20 protein-coding genes and 1 tRNA gene are annotated in these 16,686 nt (G+C 44.0%); 8 read left to right on the plus strand and 13 right to left on the minus strand.

Annotated features, from left to right (window positions below; translation table 11 throughout):
• Positions 1 to 6 precede the first annotated feature (6 nt).
• The 6 genes from BGX14_RS06420 (at position 7) to fusA (ending at position 5,897) form a co-directional block, all read left to right on the plus strand.
• Positions 7 to 462 (plus strand): hypothetical protein, encoded by a 456-nt coding sequence (locus BGX14_RS06420; RefSeq protein WP_078775261.1) that lies wholly within the window; start codon positions 7 to 9, stop codon positions 460 to 462.
• 81 nt (positions 463 to 543) lie between these two features.
• The gene (locus BGX14_RS06425; RefSeq protein WP_073301844.1) at positions 544 to 1,977 is read left to right on the plus strand and encodes a DEAD/DEAH box helicase; all 1,434 of its coding nucleotides are present in this window, start codon (positions 544 to 546) and stop codon (positions 1,975 to 1,977) included.
• Complete coding sequence (gene map, locus BGX14_RS06430) at positions 1,977 to 2,738, plus strand: type I methionyl aminopeptidase (RefSeq protein WP_073301843.1); 762 nt, start codon at positions 1,977 to 1,979, stop codon at positions 2,736 to 2,738. The genes BGX14_RS06425 and map overlap by 1 nt, the downstream gene beginning before the upstream one ends.
• A 2-nt stretch (positions 2,739 to 2,740) precedes the next feature.
• Positions 2,741 to 3,067: a hypothetical protein gene (locus BGX14_RS06435; RefSeq protein ID WP_095879412.1), complete on the plus strand. Its 327-nt coding sequence runs from the start codon at positions 2,741 to 2,743 to the stop codon at positions 3,065 to 3,067.
• A 42-nt stretch (positions 3,068 to 3,109) separates the two neighbouring features.
• On the plus strand, positions 3,110 to 3,640 hold the full coding sequence (locus tag BGX14_RS06440; RefSeq protein WP_095879413.1) for a DUF697 domain-containing protein: 531 nt from the start codon (positions 3,110 to 3,112) through the stop codon (positions 3,638 to 3,640).
• A gap of 148 nt (positions 3,641 to 3,788) precedes the next feature.
• A complete protein-coding gene (gene fusA, locus BGX14_RS06445; RefSeq protein ID WP_073301938.1) occupies positions 3,789 to 5,897 on the plus strand; it encodes an elongation factor G in 2,109 nt (702 codons plus the stop codon).
• 423 nt (positions 5,898 to 6,320) lie between these two features.
• On the opposite strand, the gene BGX14_RS06455 is transcribed toward fusA, so the two are convergent.
• The 3 genes from BGX14_RS06455 to BGX14_RS06465 form a co-directional block, all read right to left on the minus strand.
• Positions 6,321 to 6,394, minus strand: a tRNA-Arg gene (locus BGX14_RS06455).
• A 165-nt stretch (positions 6,395 to 6,559) separates the two neighbouring features.
• Entirely contained in the window at positions 6,560 to 7,480 is a 921-nt protein-coding gene (locus BGX14_RS06460; protein ID WP_095879414.1) for a LysR family transcriptional regulator, read from the minus strand.
• Between the two features lie 24 nt (positions 7,481 to 7,504).
• Complete coding sequence (locus tag BGX14_RS06465) at positions 7,505 to 8,038, minus strand: NUDIX domain-containing protein (RefSeq protein ID WP_073301834.1); 534 nt, start codon at positions 8,036 to 8,038, stop codon at positions 7,505 to 7,507.
• A 47-nt stretch (positions 8,039 to 8,085) separates the two neighbouring features.
• On the opposite strand from BGX14_RS06465, the gene BGX14_RS06470 reads away from it, so the two are divergent.
• A complete protein-coding gene (locus BGX14_RS06470; protein ID WP_073301832.1) occupies positions 8,086 to 9,144 on the plus strand; it encodes a serine hydrolase in 1,059 nt (352 codons plus the stop codon).
• Between the two features lie 91 nt (positions 9,145 to 9,235).
• Here the strand turns inward: BGX14_RS06470 and BGX14_RS06475 are convergent, their stop codons facing one another.
• Together BGX14_RS06475 and BGX14_RS06480 are read right to left on the minus strand one after the other, a co-directional pair.
• Entirely contained in the window at positions 9,236 to 10,621 is a 1,386-nt protein-coding gene (locus tag BGX14_RS06475; RefSeq protein ID WP_095879415.1) for a TrpB-like pyridoxal phosphate-dependent enzyme, read from the minus strand.
• A gap of 42 nt (positions 10,622 to 10,663) precedes the next feature.
• Complete coding sequence (locus BGX14_RS06480) at positions 10,664 to 11,611, minus strand: TerC family protein (RefSeq protein WP_073301829.1); 948 nt, start codon at positions 11,609 to 11,611, stop codon at positions 10,664 to 10,666.
• 129 nt (positions 11,612 to 11,740) lie between these two features.
• On the opposite strand from BGX14_RS06480, the gene BGX14_RS06485 reads away from it, so the two are divergent.
• Positions 11,741 to 11,995: a hypothetical protein gene (locus BGX14_RS06485; RefSeq protein ID WP_143159271.1), complete on the plus strand. Its 255-nt coding sequence runs from the start codon at positions 11,741 to 11,743 to the stop codon at positions 11,993 to 11,995.
• 12 nt (positions 11,996 to 12,007) lie between these two features.
• On the opposite strand, the gene BGX14_RS06490 is transcribed toward BGX14_RS06485, so the two are convergent.
• The 8 genes from BGX14_RS06490 to BGX14_RS06530 form a co-directional block, all read right to left on the minus strand.
• Positions 12,008 to 12,586, minus strand: a complete 579-nt coding sequence (locus BGX14_RS06490) for a hypothetical protein (protein WP_073301825.1) — start codon at positions 12,584 to 12,586, stop codon at positions 12,008 to 12,010.
• A gap of 190 nt (positions 12,587 to 12,776) precedes the next feature.
• Positions 12,777 to 13,307 (minus strand): ORF6N domain-containing protein, encoded by a 531-nt coding sequence (locus tag BGX14_RS06495; RefSeq protein ID WP_073301823.1) that lies wholly within the window; start codon positions 13,305 to 13,307, stop codon positions 12,777 to 12,779.
• A 297-nt stretch (positions 13,308 to 13,604) separates the two neighbouring features.
• Complete coding sequence (locus BGX14_RS15265; RefSeq protein ID WP_143394170.1) at positions 13,605 to 13,850, minus strand: hypothetical protein; 246 nt, start codon at positions 13,848 to 13,850, stop codon at positions 13,605 to 13,607.
• Positions 13,851 to 14,125: 275 nt separating this feature from the next.
• Entirely contained in the window at positions 14,126 to 14,830 is a 705-nt protein-coding gene (locus tag BGX14_RS06510; protein ID WP_073301817.1) for an ImmA/IrrE family metallo-endopeptidase, read from the minus strand.
• On the minus strand, positions 14,814 to 15,197 hold the full coding sequence (locus BGX14_RS06515; RefSeq protein ID WP_073301815.1) for a helix-turn-helix domain-containing protein: 384 nt from the start codon (positions 15,195 to 15,197) through the stop codon (positions 14,814 to 14,816). Before BGX14_RS06515 ends, BGX14_RS06510 begins: the two co-directional genes overlap by 17 nt.
• A gap of 9 nt (positions 15,198 to 15,206) precedes the next feature.
• Complete coding sequence (locus BGX14_RS06520; RefSeq protein WP_073301813.1) at positions 15,207 to 15,887, minus strand: DUF4417 domain-containing protein; 681 nt, start codon at positions 15,885 to 15,887, stop codon at positions 15,207 to 15,209.
• Positions 15,877 to 16,224 carry a hypothetical protein gene (locus BGX14_RS06525; RefSeq protein WP_073301811.1) on the minus strand — a complete coding sequence of 116 codons (348 nt, stop codon included), beginning with the start codon at positions 16,222 to 16,224 and terminating at the stop codon, positions 15,877 to 15,879. Before BGX14_RS06525 ends, BGX14_RS06520 begins: the two co-directional genes overlap by 11 nt.
• The gene (locus tag BGX14_RS06530) at positions 16,221 to 16,592 is read right to left on the minus strand and encodes a hypothetical protein (protein WP_143159270.1); all 372 of its coding nucleotides are present in this window, start codon (positions 16,590 to 16,592) and stop codon (positions 16,221 to 16,223) included. The genes BGX14_RS06525 and BGX14_RS06530 overlap by 4 nt, the downstream gene beginning before the upstream one ends.
• Positions 16,593 to 16,686: the final 94 nt, after the last annotated feature.

The raw sequence follows: 16,686 nt of genomic DNA on the forward strand, positions 1-16,686 counted from the left end.
AAGATTATGGAAGTATTCGGCGATTACGAATTAAAGCAGAGTAAAATTTTTCGCGACTTCGACAAGGCGTACTCCGAAGGCAAGTTGGATTATTTAAAACAATTGTTCCTTCCGTATATTTTGAACAACATTGCCGATTTTTACCAGTTTAAAAAGGAAAAACTCAAGCAATTTGCCGAAGCTCTAGATATGCACCAGCTTTTAAAACTTTACCTCTATTACAAGCAGATGCCTATCGATATGCACCGTTATATGGAAGAGCAAAGCCAGTCCATCAAAAAAGTGATCGCCAATTCTTCTAAAGAAAGGCAGACCGCTGTATCGGAATGGATTAAGCAGCACGCCGCCCGTCATCGAGATGTTGCGATTAAAAATCAATGCCTATTCTTTGAAAAAATCGCCGACCAGGTAATTCCGCCCATTGAAAAAGCTCTGCGGGAATACGAAGCGAATACAAACTGATTTTCTTTTTTGACGGAGAAATCCGTTCTTTTTTTCCATCGTTCATGTTTATCGTTTTGCCTATTTCTAACTTTATGCTGTATGAATGAAGAACTAAAAAAAAATACAGAAATTTCAGAACCGTCTTCTAAACCGGCCAATCCTTTTTTGACTCCTCTTCACATTGTAGAGCCCGAAAACAAACTCCCCGATTATAATTTCACCGATTTACCAGCCGATCTCAAGGCAACTCTTGAAAAACACGGTTGGACCGATTTGATGCCCGTGCAGCGCAAGACAATTCCTTATATGCTCAATGCGCGCGATATGCTGGTGCAATCCAAAACAGGATCAGGAAAAACCGGAGCATTTGTTTTACCGCTTTTGCAGGTGATTGTCCGCGAACACAAATTTCCCCAAGCGCTCATTTTGGTGCCGACCCGGGAATTGGCACAACAGGTGGAATCCGAAATCGAAAGCCTCTCTCAAGGAACGGGAATCAAATCCGTGGCGATTTTTGGAGGCGTCGGTTACGAAACTCAGCTTCGCGCCCTCCGAGAAGGTGTGCATATCATTGTGGCGACGCCGGGACGGCTACTGGATCATGCGCAGCGCGGTCACGTCGATTTTCTTTCTGTTCGCGATTTGATCATGGACGAAGCCGACGAAATGCTTTCGATGGGATTTTATCCCGATATGCAACGCATTCGCCGTTACCTACCCAAAGACATCGCCTGCACCATGTTCAGCGCAACCATCCCGCAAACGGTAAAAAGCCTTGCTCGGGAATTTCAGCGCAAAAATGCCGGATTCCTTTCGCTCAGTTATGACAAAGTCATCGCCAACAATTTGGAACATCGCTACTATATGTGCGACGTGATGGACAAAGACAAATTGACGATAAAAATTTTGGAATGGGAAAATCCGGACAGCTGCATGATCTTCTGCAATATGAAACGGGACGTCAGTTACTTGGAACAGGTGCTTTCCAATTACGGTTTCCGCGTCGGCGCTCTTTCGGGGGATATTTCCCAAAAGCTGCGAGAAGAAACTCTCGAAGCTTTCCGTTATAAACGATTGAACATTCTCATCTGCACGGATGTTGCCGCCCGAGGAATCGACGTCACCCACGTGACTCACGTCATCATTTACGACCATCCGGACGATCATGAAATTTACGTCCATCGAAGCGGGCGCACCGCTAGAGCGGGCAGAAGTGGAGTTGCCATTTCCCTCATTACGCCGGTAGAAGAAATCGAACTGCAAAAAACCGCAGTCGATTTTGGCATCCAGTTCATTAAAATGCCCGCCATCAGCGAAGAAGAGTTGGCCAATCGCATTCGTCAGAGAGCCGTTGCAGAATTGGACCGCGAAAAACGGATTCTCGGACAAATGAAAAAAGAACGTTTGCGCCGCTTCTTGCCCCTCGTGGACGAGCTGGTTAGCAATTCCGAAGACAAAGAAGTCCTCGCCTATCTTTTGGATAAATTCTACTGGAAAGAATACGACAACAGGCGAAAACAAGGGAATGGATAATGTCCAAAATTAAAATCAAAACCAAAAAAGAAATAGAACTCATCCGTTCCGCGGGCGCGCTCGCTGCAGAAACTTTGGTTCGGGCAGGTGAAATGTGCAAACCCGGAGTGAATACTCTGGAAATCGACGAATTTATCGGCGACTTCACCAAAAAACACGGCGGCATTTCTGCTTGCCTCGGCTACAATGGATATCCGCGCTACGCCTGCATCAGTTTGAACAACGTCATTTGTCACGGCATTCCCAAAAAGGAAACCGTTCTCAAGGATGGCGATATTTTGAACATCGACATCACGACGATTCTTTCCGGCTACCACGGAGATTGTTCAGCCATGTTCTGCGTCGGAAACGTCAGTCCGTTGGCGAAGGAACTTGTAGATGTCGCCAAACTTTGTCTGGAAGAGGGAATTCAGGCGGCGGAAATGCCAAAAGCTCGTTTTTCGGACATCGGTTGCGCCATTCAGCCTATCGCCGACGAGCATGGATTTAGCGTCGTAGAAGATTATTGCGGACACGGCATCGGCCGCGGCTTCCATGAAGAGCCCACCATTTTGCATTTTGCCAATTCCTTCCGAACACCGATGATTGAAATCGGAAACGTCTTTACAATCGAGCCGATGATCAACGCGGGCAAGCCCGAAACCAAAACCCTCAAAGACGGATGGACCGCGGTGACCGTCGATGGAAGTCTTTCGGCGCAATGGGAGCACACCCTTGCCCTGACTCCCAACGGCATCGACATTCTGACCCTTCCGAGATAATCATGTTTGCCGATCCCCTGATAAAAAAAGCAATCCAGTCGCATCCGCTCGTTCAACGTCTAGGAACCATTCATTCCTTTGTGTTGAATACAGCCGAACAGAAATGTAATTTGGAAATCGGCTTGGTGGGGGAACCGGCTCTTATTCGGTTTTCAGCAAAATATAAAATTGAGAAAACGGATTCTGGCGCGGATTTTTGCGTCTTTGAACCGACTTGCGAAAAAATGTGGATTGAAGAAATTCTGAAAATCTTCTTTGAATCCAAAGGCGGAATTCTGCGGTTTCCTACAAAAGGAATCGTCGCCAAAATTCTTCCCGTTATTTTGTAAGAGCAGAATCGATTTTACTGGCTAAAAAACTACATTAAAACTATGTATAGCATCCAGAAATTCCTGTTGGAACTTCCTTCATCAAAATTGAGCCCTTCAAAAAATCCCGAAGAGGCGATTAAAAAATTGACTCAGGCCGCTGCGTTGAAATCCGCCGCGGTCAGTGCGTCTCTTTCCGCACCGGGTGGGATTATCGGGCTTTTCGCATCGCTTCCCGATCTTGCCGCCATTTGGAAAATACAGGCGCAACTCGTCGCCGATATTGCGGCTGTTTATGGAAAACTCGGTTATTTGACCCAGCAATCTTTACTCTGGTGCCTGTGCAAACAATCTGGATCGCAAATTTTTCGGGATATCGCCGTCCGCGCGGGAACGCATCTTTTAATCAAAAAAAGCCGTTTGAAAGTGCTGTCCAAAGCCGTCCCTGTTCTCGGAGCCATCGGCGGAGGAGCCTATGCAGCCTACGATACTTATGCCGTCGCCAGAATTGCCAAAGCGTATTTCGAAGCATCGGAATCTATTTCAAGCATCGACGAACCTCTTCCAGAAGCCGAAATTTCCAAGAAATCTTAAGAACCAAAGAGCATTTTAAAATTTCCGATTTTCTAAAAGCCGTTCCAAAATAAAGCGAAAACCGCCCCTCTTTTAAATCAACCCTTGAGTGCCGGTTCATTTTTTGCTATTTTGGCGCCAACTTATCAATCATTTCCACGGAAAGAATATGAACGAAATTCACAAACATCGTAACATTGGTATCTCTGCCCACATCGACTCGGGCAAGACCACCCTCACAGAACGTATTCTGTTTTTCACGAAAAAGATTCATGCCATCCACGAAGTTCGCGGAAAAGACGGCGTGGGTGCAACCATGGACTCCATGGAATTGGAAAAGGAACGTGGCATCACGATTCAGTCTGCAGCGACTTTTGTGAACTGGAAAGATACCACCATCAACATCATCGATACACCGGGGCACGTGGACTTTACCATTGAAGTTGAACGCGCTCTTCGAGTCCTCGACGGTGCTATTCTCGTTTTAACAGGCGTTGAAGGTGTGCAATCCCAGTCAATCACCGTTGACCGCCAGATGAAGCGCTACCATGTCCCGCGAGTTGCTTTTGTGAACAAATGCGACCGTTCCGGGGCAAACCCTCTCCGTGTTGCCGTCATGCTCAAGGAAAAGCTCAACCACAATCCTTGCGTCATGCAGATTCCTATCGGATTGGAAGACAAGCTCCGCGGCGTTGTCGATTTGATCAAGATGAAGGCCCTCTATTTCGAAGGTCCGAATGGCGAAGATCTGATTGAAAAGGAAATCCCGGAAGATTTGCAAGCTCAGGCTCAAGAATACCGTGAAAAGCTCGTTGACTGCTGTGCAGACTTCAACGATGAAGTCATGGAAAAAGCCATGGAAGGCAACTACAACGACATTCCGGAAGAACTTCTCAAAGCGACGATCCGTAAGGCGACAATTGAACTCAAGATGACTCCGGTCTTTATGGGCTCCGCCCACAAGAATATCGGCATCCAGCCGCTTCTCGATGGCGTTTCCGCATTCCTCCCAGACCCGACCGAAGTGGAAAACCTCGCTCTCGATGTCGATCACGAAGAAAAGGAAGTCGTTCTCCAGTCTGACGATTCGAAGCCGCTCGTCTGCTACGCATTCAAACTTGAAAACGGACAATACGGTCAGCTTACGTACATCCGAATCTATCAGGGTGCGATTCACAAGGGCGACTCCATTTACAACATGGCAACCGGCAAGAAGGTCTCTGTGGGACGTCTCCGCCGTATGCACTCCAACCAGCCGATCGACATTGAATATGCGGGTTCGGGCGACATCGTAGCGCTTTTCGGCATTGATTGCGCTTCGGGTACGACCTTTACCGACGGCACTTTGCATTACAACATGACTTCGATGCACGTGCCGAATCCGGTTATCGAACTGGCTATTGAAGCGCAAAACCGCGACGATCTTGAAGCGATGTCCAAAGCTCTTAACCGTTTCACCAAGGAAGACCCGACTTTCCAAGTCTATGTCGATAAGGAAAGTGGACAGACCATCATTAAGGGCATGGGCGAACTTCACCTCGACGTCTATATCGAACGTATGAAGCGCGAATACAAGGTTTCTGTGGAAAGAGGAAAACCGCAAGTCGCTTATCGCGAAACCATTACACGCCCGGCCAAGTTCGATTACACTCACAAGAAGCAGACCGGTGGTTCGGGTCAGTTCGCTAAAGTTGTCGGTGAAATGCGTCCGATGCAAGTCGAAGGCGATGCTGAAAAGACCTATAACTTTATCAACAGCGTCGTGGGCGGTCGCATTCCGAAAGAATTCATCCCGTCTTGCGACAAGGGTTTCCAGAGCTGCATGGAAGCGGGTTCTCTCATCGGCTTCCCGGTAGTCGGCATTGAAATGGATCTTCAAGATGGTGCTTATCACGAAGTGGACTCTTCGGATATGGCGTTCCAGATTTGCGCACGTATGGCTTTCCGTCAGGCTTTTGAAAAGGCCGGAGCGCAAATTCTTGAACCGATCATGAAAGTGGAAATCACAACGCCGACCGAATTCCAAGGCAGTGTTGTCGGTAACATTTCTCAGCGTCGTGGCAACATCATGGGCACGACGGAAGAACGTGATGACACGATCATCGAAGCGGAAGTTCCGCTTTCCGAAATGTTCGGCTACATGACGGATCTTCGTTCCATGACTCAGGGCAAAGCGGAATTCACGATGGAATTCAAGAAATACGCTCCTGTTCCTCGCAACATCCAGGACGAGCTGATTAAGAAGTTCGGCGATAAAGCGAAGAACGCCCAACGTTAATTTCTCGTAAAAGAGAAAAAGCGAACTCGAAAGAGTTCGCTTTTTTGCGTTTAAAGAATTTAAAAAAGAAAATAGGCGCAGAGCTTAGCCCTGCGCCCAAAGGAGGATGATCAATGAAAATCAATATGGGGTTGCGCTCCGGTTGCCTTACCCTGCGGTTTGCTCCAGCATCCCTTCGCTAAACCAAGGCGACTGGGGCGCACCCCACATTCATAAAAGTAATGCAAGATTTCTTTAAAAGCAATCGAAAAGACATCGAACATTCTACCAACATGGAACATTCCGACAACGCATATAAACGTCCAAGAGTTTATAGAAATCAAAGGAAAGATGTGAAGCGTTTGGCGTTTTGAAAGTTCCGTCGCAAACTTTACGAAACCCATCCTATAAAAAAACTGACCACTTATCGATGATCAGTTTTCATACTCGAGGCGGGATTCGAACCCACGACCCTCTGCTTAGAAGGCAGATGCACTATCCAACTGTGCTACTCGAGCCAATGGCTCGTTGATGTTTTTTGCATCATCAAGCTTGGTTGATGCTTATCATGATTGACATTGCAATTAGACTTGCGAATTACAATGAAGCAAAATAAGCGGATACAAATATAACAAGGATTTAATTTTTTATCAACTTTATTCTGGATGTCAGTATGGACGCCACTATGATTTTACGCCCAAATAGCTTTTTAATTCCCCGATATAGGCTTCACCAAGAGAACTTAACAACATGTTCTTTTTGGTAATGTAGCCGATTTCCATCACTTCCTTATTGGCCGTCGGATCGCGAAAGGGAATCGCCACATAATCATTGCCATTTAATTCTTCGCAGATAATTCCCGAGCAAAGCGTGTAACCATTCAAGCCAACCATTAAATTCAGCATTGTCGCTCGGTCGTTCGCTTTGATTGTTTGGGAGTATTCTTTTGTACTTAAAATCTCTTCGGCGTAATATTCCGCACTGTCATCTCCTTGGTAAAAAGAAAGGCATGGATAAGGCGCGAGTTCTTTAAAAGTGATGAATTTCTTTTCGGCTAAAGGATGTTTTTTCCACATATATACAAATGCTTTGCAGCGAATCAGTTCATGAAATTCGCAATCTTTGGCTTCAATCAAGTCGCCGATGATTTTGCGATTAAAATCGCTGATGAACAAAATGCCTATTTCGCTTTTTAAATTGCTAACGTCAGAGACAACCTCGCGAGTTTGGGTTTCGCTGATTCCCAAATCATATTCTTCTGCATTAATTTTTTTGGCCATTTCGACAAAACTCTTTACAGCAAAGGAGTAATGCTGTGTAGAAACGGAAAAATGTTTTCTCCGTTTCCCATTTTTCCCATAGAGTCCCAAAAGGGCTTCATAATGGCGATAAAAATCTTTGGCGTAAGCGATAAAAGATTCCCCTTCGCTGGTAAGGGAAACTCCGCGATTTGTCCGATTGAATATAGTGATGCCAATTTCGGTTTCTAAATCATGAATGGCCGCAGTTAAAGAGGGCTGTGAAACATAAAGATTTTTAGCCGCTTTGTTAAAAGACGAACTTTCGGCAATGCCAATGGCGTAACGTAATTGTTGCAAGGTCATATTTGTAAACCCGTTATGCAGAAATTACTTTGTTTGTAATAAATAAGAGAAATCTTTAGGATGACTGACAAATTTTTGAGGATTTGTACGAAGCATCCGTTCCAATTCTTGGGGAGAGAAAAAACAAAATCCATCGACTTCGTGAGGTTGGGGAATCAGTTGTTTTTTTTCTTCTTCGGAAATGTTTCCACGATAAACGTCGTAGTATTCATTGTCTAGATATGTACCGCCGTTCAGCACGCTTTCGTGTTTTGATTCAAAAAGGTAGATAAGATCCGCGGGATTCTTGGAAATGCCAAGTTCTTCGCGAATTTCTCGAATAGCGGAATCTAGACTGGAGTCGCCCGCAGATATATGCCCAGCGCAGCTAGTATCATATAAATTGGGATTATTGAGTTTGTCATGCGCTCGGAGTTGAAAAAGAATGCGCCCGCATTCATCAAAAAGCCAGATGTGTACAGTTCTATGCCAAAGTCCTCTTCGATGGACCTCGCTTCGTCCGCAAACCATTCCTGTTTTTTTTCCGTCGCTATCCAAAATGTCGATTTGTTCTTCCATTTTCTCTCTCTGCAAAAATCGTCCGGAAGAAAATCTATTTTATTTTTATGAACTCTGCATTGGATAATTCTTTAGATTCTTTATTTCAAGATGCCATTCAAAGTGGTATTTTTTCAAAAGCGGTTGTCGGTTTTATTTCTAGTGATGGAACACAGATGGTTCGCGCTTATGGGACAACGGAAAATGCCATTTTTGATTTAGCTTCGGTGACAAAAGTGTGTCCCACATCAACTCTTGCACTCAAACGAATTTTGGAAGGCGAATTAGATTTGGAGATGAAAGTTGCCAATTTCATTCCAGAATTACAAACAAATTATCGAAATGAAATTCGTCTATGGCATTTGCTGACTCATAGCTTAGATTATCGGGTTCGGATGAGTTCTTTAAAAGACTTGCCTCCAAAACAAATTTTGGAATTTCTTTATTCTTATCCATTTGATAAAAAGCCGGGAACTATTTTTAATTACGGCAATCCGGCAAGCATTTTATTGGGAATTCTTTTAATGCGATTAACTGGAAAAAAATTATCGCAATTGGCGGAAGACGAATTTTTCAAACCGCTGGGCATGAGTCGATCGGGTTGGAATCCTTTGGAAAAATTTTCAAAAGAAGAAATTGTGGCTACAGAAGAATGCCCGTGGCGAAAACGAAAACTTCAAGGTGAAATTCACGATGAAAGTGCCTTTGCTTTACAGTCGCTTTTTCCTGTAGGAAGCGCGGGAATGTTTTCGACAGTTCCAGATTTGCTCCGATTTGTGCAAATGATATTGAACGATGGAGAATATCATGGAAAACGAATTATTGCTTCTGGAATTTTGAAATTGGTTTCTACAAACGCCTTGGCGGGCCGGGTGCCAGGCGAATGTACGGCTCTCGGTTGGGAATTGGATTCTGAAAAATTTATGGGAATGGCGCATGGGCCACATCGTTTTGGGAAAACGGGATTTACAGGAACAAGCATCGTCGCAGATGCGGAAAGAAAAAGCGCTGTTGTATTATTGAGCAATTTTACTTACCCCAAAAGAGAAAATTCAGCGGAGAGAATTAACGCATTTCGCGCACGTCTTTCGGAATGGTTCTTTTTGGAGAAGAAATCTTCTTTTTGATTTTTACTGAAAATTTCAAAGTGCCGCAAAAAAAAATCCGTCGGTTCCCCGACGGATAGCAACCATTTTTTCTAAAGGCCACCTCTAAAAATTACATCAGATTTCCAGGAAAGCGAGGAATTAAATCGATGCTCTTTTGCAAATCGGCATCTGTCAGAATATAATCGGACATTGTGCCATTATTGTAGGCCTCGTAGGCTTTCATATCAAAATAGCCTGTTCCTGTCAAGCCAAAGAGAATGGTTTTAGATTCTCCCGTTTCTTTACATTTCAACGCTTCATCGATAGCGACACGAATCGCATGACTGGATTCCGGCGCGGGCAAAATTCCTTCCACCCGAGCAAATTCTTCCGCAGCATTGAAAACGGCCGTCTGTTCAACAGCGCAAGCTTCCATCAGACCATCATGATAAGCCTGCGAAAGAATGGAACTCATGCCGTGATAACGAAGGCCTCCAGCATGATTCGCCGACGGCATAAATTCAGAACCGAGAGTGTACATTTTAGCGAGTGGGCAAACATGGCCCGTATCGCAGAAGTCGTAAGCAAAAACGCCTCGAGTCAAACTCGGACAAGATGCGGGTTCTACAGCGATAATCCGATAATCCTTTTCGCCGCGAATTTTTTCTCCGAGGAACGGAGAAACCAAACCGCCCAAATTGGAACCGCCACCAGCACAGCCGATAATGATATCGGGCGAAACTCCGTATTTATCCAAGGCAGTTTTTGCTTCAAGACCAATGACTGTCTGGTGCAAAAGAACTTGAGAAAGTACAGAACCAAGAACGTAGCGATATCCATCTAATTTGGTCGCCGCTTCAACGGCTTCGGAAATGGCGCAGCCAAGGCTTCCCGTCGTGCCGGGATATTCCGCATTGATCTTTTTTCCGATTTCTGTTGTCATGGATGGCGACGGAGTCACATTTGCGCCGTAAGTACGCATGACTTCACGGCGGAAGGGCTTTTGCTCGTAGGAGCATTTCACCATATAGACGCGGCAGTCGATTCCAAAGTAAGCGCAAGCCATAGAAAGAGCCGTGCCCCATTGACCGGCTCCGGTTTCCGTCGTAACGCCTTTTAAACCTTGCATTTTGGCATAATAGGCCTGGGCGATGGCGGAATTCAATTTATGGCTTCCGCTGGTGTTGTTGCCTTCGAACTTGTAATAAATTTTAGCCGGCGTTTTTAATTTTTTTTCTAGGCAGTATGCACGAATCAAGGGCGACGGACGGAACATTTTATAAAAATTGCGGATTTCTTCTGGAATGGGAATCCACGGGTCGGTATCGTTCAGTTCCTGCTTTATCAATTCATCGCAAAAAACAGGACGCAATTCTTCGAATTGAAGCGGCTGATGCGTTCCCGGATTCAAAAGTGGCGCAGGTTTATTTTTCATATCAGCGCGGACGTTGTACCACGCTTGGGGAATCTCTTTTTCGGAAAGATAAATCTTGTATGGAATTTCTTGAGCACTCATAGCAATCTCCTAAAAATATGAACGCCACAAAAATAAAAAATCTTACGGAGATTTCTTGGACAAAAGGCTTGCTGCAATGCCGAAAGCTAGCGAAAGCAGAATAACTGCTAAACTGATGGCGGAGGGAATATGACAAAATTGTACAATCAACATTTTTACACCCACGAACGCCAAAATAAAAACGATGGCATATTTCAGTTTCTCGAATTTCCCTAAGATGGCCGCCAAAGCGAAATAGAGGGAACGCAAACCAAGAATCGCCATAATATTGGAGGAAAATACGATAAATGGATCTAGGGTTACGCCAAAAATCGCGGGGATAGAATCAACGGCAAAAAGGACATCCGAAATTTCAACAGCCAGAAGCGACAAAAAAAGGGGTGTAGCCAAAAGTTTCCCATTTTCCCGAACGAAAAAAGAATGGCCTTGAATATCAGTCGTCATCGGGAAAATTTTTTTTGCCAAAACAACGATTTTATTTCTGCCCAAATCCTGTTCTTCGGAATTGTTGGCGAAAAGCATTTTGAATGCGCTATAAAGAAGGAGGGCTCCGAACAGATACATTATCCAGTTGAAATGCTGAATCAGCGCGGAACCTGCAAGAATAAACGCCCCGCGAAGAAGGATCGCTCCAATGATTCCCCAAAATAAAACCCGATGCTGGAATTTGTCCGGGATTTTGAAATAAGAGAATATGGCAGCAATGACGAATATATTGTCGAGGGAAAGAGATTTTTCGATGATATATCCGGATAGGTATTCCAAAACAGCTTCCGAACCGCTTACCATTCCGTCGATATGCTGAACGTGACCCTTTTCGTACAAAAAGTAAATAGCGATGCCGAACAGGAGAGAAAGAATTATCCAGACGAAAGTCCAGACAAGAGCTTCGGAAACCCCAATTTTGTGGTCTTTTTTATGAAAAACTCCCAAGTCAAGAGCTAAAAGCAGAGCGACAAAGGCGAGAAAGATAAACCAAAAAGAAAGCATAAACTCCCAAAGGAAAAAGATATTCCTAAAATACAAAAAAAAGGAGCAGGATATTAAATTGGGGAATAAAGCGGGCGAGGAAAAAACGACAAACCGTGCGGACAACCCCAGTCCACACAAAGGAACATCATGGAGCCAAACCACATCCCGTTCGAAAATTTGCCCATCACGAACCGCTTCATGTTCGCGCTGGTATTCAGCCGCAAGCACATCGCGAAGCCATTCCTGGAGACTATCCTCGGAATCAAGATTTTGGACCTGCAGGAGCCCGAGTCGGAGAAATCCACCGAAACCAGCCCCTTCAACAAGGGCGCCCGCGGAAACATCGTGTTCGTAGCCCCCGACCGCGGCGACCGTTACTTTAACAAAGGGTTGTATGAGTAAAGTGCGCTGTACCTAAAATACGGAGTCCTGTTCGTCTTCAATTTTATCCGCATTTTTGAAGAAATAATAAAGAATCAGGAATCCCTGGCGGGAAGAAATCTCGCTTGCGGAACATTCAAGGATAACCATATCAAGATTGTCGGCGAGTTTTCCTCCCTTACCCCAGATGGCGGCCAAAGTACGAGCACCACCCTTTAAAGTGTACATCCAGTCATTACCATCTTGAAAAGCTGATTCCGGGTCAATTTCATCGCGAATCGTAGGTTCCCCGTATCTCTTTGCGACACGATCTTTGGTGGTATTGAAAGCGCTCTGCAATTCTGTTCCATAGTCGTTTGTACTGATGGCCGAAGATAGCGCCTTGATCTGGTACAAACCCTTATTTTTGTCAACAAAAACAAAATAATACTCAAATGACGGGTGACTTTTCTTAGGCTTGATTATGTAAGCGTCATTCTTTACGAATTCGGGCTTGCCATCGCATTCCTTGGCAATCTCCTTAATTGACATACCCATCTTTAAACCAAAGGGCGACGCCATGGCAAGGGCGGGCAATATCGCCATAATCATAAGAAAAAGAATCTTTTTCATATTATGCCTCCTGAAAAGAGTGTTTCAGCCTACAAAGATATATTCTTCGAGTGTCAAAAGATGACGATTGTAAAAATTTTTGTAAAAACCGCAAAAAAAGCGTGGATTGGCATTGAATGTGCCGCGCCAAGAGAACGCGAGGTTCAATGCCCCTACAAAGGAAAAGCTTTTGACAATGTAAGTACCAGGTTCAATTTGACTTTTTCTTTATTTTGTGCCTTATCTTGACCATCGCCAAATTCAATTCTATTTCCGTTTCGCTTTCCAAACTTGTAGAATCCGAGGCGAGGACATTAGAAATGATTTCGCCGTTTCTTTTCAACAAAGACTTCTTTTCATTTTCATCAACAACTTCAGGAACGCGAGCAATGGCACGAGACAACTCGCGAATTTCTACGAATGTATTGATGATGTTGATAGTTGTTTGCGTTGCGACACGCCCTTTCAAAATTGTCGCAAGCATATAGAGACCGCGTTCAGTAAAGGCTGTCGGATTAACAGGACTGTATTTTAGCTTGGCAAGGTGGTCAAAATTTTTGACCACCTCCTTTTTCTCGGCAACATTAACTTGAAAAATATACCCTGAAGGGAATTTTTCGGGATTATTCTTTACCGCCTGATTAATTTCTTTGGTACTTACTCCATAAAGATCTGCAACATCGCAATCAAGGATAACTCGCTGATCTCTCAACACAAGAATTTTGCTTTCAACTTCATTCATCTTCTACTCCTTCCGCCTACAAGCAAAAAAAGGCGGGGCAATGTGCTCTTGAGGCAAATATACATTCCTCGTATGTCATATTATGACAATTGGCGAATTTTGCGGAAATTTTGGCAATTTTGAGGAAAATCGACCCCTGCAGGCGGTTGAAATCTGCGTTTTTACGCTTTTTTCTCGCCTTCCGGGCGTGGCGTCACCTTTTGCCATTCCAAAAATCTATATTTCAAGGCAAATAGGGTTTTCTCTTGTTCTCTACTTGAAACTTCGACAATTTCTGCAACGAGAACAAGGCGACGCTCACGTCTGCGACCGGCGCAAGCCTGCCGCATCGTTTTGGTACATGCATATTTTGTAAATCTGCCTGTAGGCAAACGGCCATTTGGGGCGTGAGTTGTTGGACGCCTTCGGCGTCCGCGGCTGCGGTTCGGTCATGCCAGCCCGCAAGCGGTCTGTCGCGACACTCACCTTGCACGCTATTGCGTTTATTCCGCCAATTTTTGACCAATTTGTCATGCTCCGCTTGACGGGGCAACTCCTTCTCATACATCATTCCGAGTTTGCCCCGGAATCTCCCTTTTACGTCATTGCGAGCGAAGCGAAGCAATCACCGTCCTGTGTTTTTATTTATACTATCGCTTACATAGCCCCGTACCGAAAGGTTCGGAACGCTTGGATTTTTGAGATTTTAGCAAATCCATATATCGTTATCTCTTGACAAACGAAAAATCTATTTATATATTCAAGACCCCTATCGAGAGATTCATAAATCTTGAGAGAGTCCTGTCAGGTGTTGGTAGCATTTGGCAGGATTTCTTTTATCAATAATCAGGATAATTCGTGATATACTTTTGTTGTCGAAGACGAATTCCTGCAGCGAATTTCGACACATTGAAAACTTCTGCAACTTTATGAACTAAAGGCCAGAAATTTGAATCCTGCTCGTTCAAAATTTCGTTTTCTTGAACAAAATCACTAGCAACTATTTTTAAGGCTCTATTAGGCATTAGCAATGACGCTGATCCATAATTTGCCTGCCATTCCAGCCAATACGATTCTGGCGTAAATGGTATTATCTTTCCATATCCGAAATTCGCTGCAACTGCCATACGTTTCTCTGCAAAATAATAGGGATGTATAACGAAATGAGTAACTTCGTGTCCACCGGTAAAACGTAATTGAGTTTCAGGTAATGTGTCATTCAAAAGAATTGTGTTTGCTTCGACCTTGATGGGAACCAAAAGCCCAGATTCCGAATCTCTTGCAAATACAGCGTCGTCATGGAACGACGTTAAGCCAAATGCTTTTGGAACGACAAGGTCCTTGTAATCATACTTGTTTCCAAAAACACCATCTTCTATCCAGTCTAGAACCGGAATCGGTCTTGGTTCGAATAGGAATGTTGCGTCTAATTGGAGTATGATATTTTCCGCAACTTTGTCCAAATCGCTTTCGGAAAGATAGAATACACCATTGGAGTCTTTACTAAATCCTGAATAATCTATGATTCTATCTATCTTTAGCATTTTTCATCCTCTCTATATAAGCGTCAATCTCTTTCCATTCTTCATCTGTTATTCCGGCGTCTCTGGCCCTGCGCAAGGCGAAACTCAGCATCGGATTCGCATTTATGTACTCAGAGATGTCGGTAGGAGCGTATTCAGTTCTTTCTTGAGTTGACAAATCAAAAAGTGTATTTTTTTCATCATCAGACAACGAGAGTAACTCCGCTATTTTAAGCAAGAACTCTCTTTCAACCGGATGACGCCGATCTTTTTCGATATCGCAGATATAGGAAGGAAATTTGCCAAGACTTTCTGCAAACTTTCTCAATGAGATGCCCTTTTCTCTGCGTTTCTGGCTTATGAATGACCCAAATGTTTGTTCTGACATAGCGACTCCTTAGGCTGTCAAAAGATTCTCAAGAAAAGAACATTGTCCCGATTTTTTTGTATATTCCATTTTTAGTAATTCAAAACGGGGCGGCACTTTTATTACTAGTCCTTTTGAAACATCCTTCTCCATAATTTTTTGCGGTTTCCCATAACAGAGGATTATAGATGGGCGCATTGACCGTTTCATTTTAGGATATCCTTTGCGGAAAACTTCATCGTCGTTATCTTGCAGCCGATAGGTGCTAATGATGACGACGCTCCCCTTTTCTACATTGGAAAAAGCGACCTTGTAACTTTCCTTGCTTGTCCAAACGATATTGTAAATGCAAAGAATGTCGTGCTGCTGACAAAATGAGCAAAACTTCCTAATGCGCTTGATGGCGACGATGTTTTCGTCTTCGTCCAATCCAGGATAAGTCGAAAAATCTAATCCGCAGATGGCATAAAACTCTTGAAGAGTCTTAATCCTTTTTTCGTTCAAGTCTGCATAATAGGCGTTGAAATGCTTTTCGTCAGCATAGAATAGCAGAATGTAATTCTTTCGTTCTTCATGTGGAATTTTAGATATTTCATTTATCAGAACGAATTTTTTTCCTCGTAGGTCTATCTTTTGCTTGTAGATTCGGGGATATTTTTGTTTATGAAATAGTAATCCCCATTTAGCAATAAAGGGAATCTTATTTTTCATCCGTTACCCCATCGAACAAATCGGATTGCCATTTTTCAATTCGACGCCTTACGGGCAATACGCTTCTGAGAATGCCGTTCTCGTCGCAGATTATTTCTGCAAGAGTCCTGTTTCCAATTTTGTAGGAGTGAACTAGTGTTTCGAGGTTTTCAAACTCCTCACAACGGGAGTCGTCAAGATAACCGTCGGAATCTTCGTCTTGCAAATGTATCCGAACCCTGCCGATACCTGTAAATGGGTCGTCAAACTCGATGAGATACCATTTCTCTTCATACTTGAATTCAATACCCGTGGTGCATTCCTCAAAGAAATTTTCTACCGACTTAAAGGATATCATTTTGCCAACTCCTTTGCTCTCGAGATGAGTTCAAGTTCTTCTTTGTTGCAAGGTCTTGCCGAACTCGGATGGTACTTTTCTCCATGGAACTCATGAACATGGGGTATCATTCCTTGATGTTTGTGTTTTAAATCGATTTGTTTTGTCTTCCGTTTGTCTTCGCCAAAGAAATTGATGCTAGAGATTTCGCCCTTGTTGTTTTTGATTGCGTAAATCGAATTTGGCGAATTCGCCAATTCTATCGGCTTGATTTGATTTTCGCCCTCGTTTAGAACGACAACTTTGAGGTTGCCCTCGCGGGCGACGGTGGTATAAGACAGTTTATCAAACTGTCCTGTCTCTTCATTATAGTACCTAAAAGAACCCATTGGGGTCCTCCCTTGCGCCAAAGACGCGGAAGTGCCTTTCTCGCAAGGATTCCTATCGAAAGATTCGTAAACCTTGTGAAAAAAAACTGGATTA

This window comes from Fibrobacter sp. UWS1 (assembly GCF_002300445.1).
In the GTDB taxonomy this organism is placed as follows: Bacteria; Fibrobacterota; Fibrobacteria; order Fibrobacterales; family Fibrobacteraceae; genus Hallerella; species Hallerella intestinalis.

Excerpts from the sequence above, each read along its gene's own strand:
- BGX14_RS06510 (WP_073301817.1), bottom strand. The coding sequence starts at position 14,830 with ATGCTAAAGATAGATAGAATCATAGATTATTCAGGATTTAGTAAAGAC.
- BGX14_RS06490 (WP_073301825.1), bottom strand. The coding sequence starts at position 12,586 with ATGAAAAAGATTCTTTTTCTTATGATTATGGCGATATTGCCCGCCCTT.
- BGX14_RS06530 (WP_143159270.1), bottom strand. The coding sequence starts at position 16,592 with ATGGGTTCTTTTAGGTACTATAATGAAGAGACAGGACAGTTTGATAAA.
- BGX14_RS06435 (WP_095879412.1), top strand. The coding sequence starts at position 2,741 with ATGTTTGCCGATCCCCTGATAAAAAAAGCAATCCAGTCGCATCCGCTC.
- BGX14_RS06465 (WP_073301834.1), bottom strand. The coding sequence starts at position 8,038 with ATGGAAGAACAAATCGACATTTTGGATAGCGACGGAAAAAAAACAGGA.
- BGX14_RS15265 (WP_143394170.1), bottom strand. The coding sequence starts at position 13,850 with ATGAGAAGGAGTTGCCCCGTCAAGCGGAGCATGACAAATTGGTCAAAA.
- BGX14_RS06515 (WP_073301815.1), bottom strand. The coding sequence starts at position 15,197 with ATGTCAGAACAAACATTTGGGTCATTCATAAGCCAGAAACGCAGAGAA.
- BGX14_RS06480 (WP_073301829.1), bottom strand. The coding sequence starts at position 11,611 with ATGCTTTCTTTTTGGTTTATCTTTCTCGCCTTTGTCGCTCTGCTTTTA.
- BGX14_RS06425 (WP_073301844.1), top strand. The coding sequence starts at position 544 with ATGAATGAAGAACTAAAAAAAAATACAGAAATTTCAGAACCGTCTTCT.
- BGX14_RS06420 (WP_078775261.1), top strand. The coding sequence starts at position 7 with ATGGAAGTATTCGGCGATTACGAATTAAAGCAGAGTAAAATTTTTCGC.
- BGX14_RS06495 (WP_073301823.1), bottom strand. The coding sequence starts at position 13,307 with ATGAATGAAGTTGAAAGCAAAATTCTTGTGTTGAGAGATCAGCGAGTT.
- map (WP_073301843.1), top strand. The coding sequence starts at position 1,977 with ATGTCCAAAATTAAAATCAAAACCAAAAAAGAAATAGAACTCATCCGT.
- BGX14_RS06470 (WP_073301832.1), top strand. The coding sequence starts at position 8,086 with ATGAACTCTGCATTGGATAATTCTTTAGATTCTTTATTTCAAGATGCC.
- BGX14_RS06520 (WP_073301813.1), bottom strand. The coding sequence starts at position 15,887 with ATGAAAAATAAGATTCCCTTTATTGCTAAATGGGGATTACTATTTCAT.
- BGX14_RS06440 (WP_095879413.1), top strand. The coding sequence starts at position 3,110 with ATGTATAGCATCCAGAAATTCCTGTTGGAACTTCCTTCATCAAAATTG.
- BGX14_RS06475 (WP_095879415.1), bottom strand. The coding sequence starts at position 10,621 with ATGAGTGCTCAAGAAATTCCATACAAGATTTATCTTTCCGAAAAAGAG.
- BGX14_RS06485 (WP_143159271.1), top strand. The coding sequence starts at position 11,741 with ATGGAGCCAAACCACATCCCGTTCGAAAATTTGCCCATCACGAACCGC.
- fusA (WP_073301938.1), top strand. The coding sequence starts at position 3,789 with ATGAACGAAATTCACAAACATCGTAACATTGGTATCTCTGCCCACATC.
- BGX14_RS06460 (WP_095879414.1), bottom strand. The coding sequence starts at position 7,480 with ATGACCTTGCAACAATTACGTTACGCCATTGGCATTGCCGAAAGTTCG.
- BGX14_RS06525 (WP_073301811.1), bottom strand. The coding sequence starts at position 16,224 with ATGATATCCTTTAAGTCGGTAGAAAATTTCTTTGAGGAATGCACCACG.